Genomic DNA, 244 nt, shown 5'->3' with positions numbered 1-244 from the left:
AAGATTTAGGTTTTTATCTGGTAATTGTCGTTTTAACTTACGATTATTTGGATCTTTTTTTAATTCCGCTGTAATTTCGTCATATAAATGCTTGGTATCAAAGTAATCACGTGGATCAATGACAATTTTCATAATAGGCGTACTAATGGCCAAAGGCACGCCATGACGGTCGCTAATAACCCCACGCATTGCCTCAATACGTTCCGTACGCAAAATATTGGCATTGGCCTTGTTTTGTAAAAAG

The 244-nt window shown here is 36.9% G+C and carries 1 pseudogene; it reads right to left on the bottom strand.

The features are described from left to right. Positions 1 to 244: pseudogene (locus AC3II9_RS22340) on the bottom strand (hypothetical protein); the annotation flags it as partial.

Source organism: Lysinibacillus sp. RU7, from assembly GCF_057837305.1.
Note: the sequence above shows the minus strand (reverse complement) of the source record. Positions and strands in the feature narration are given on the sequence as shown.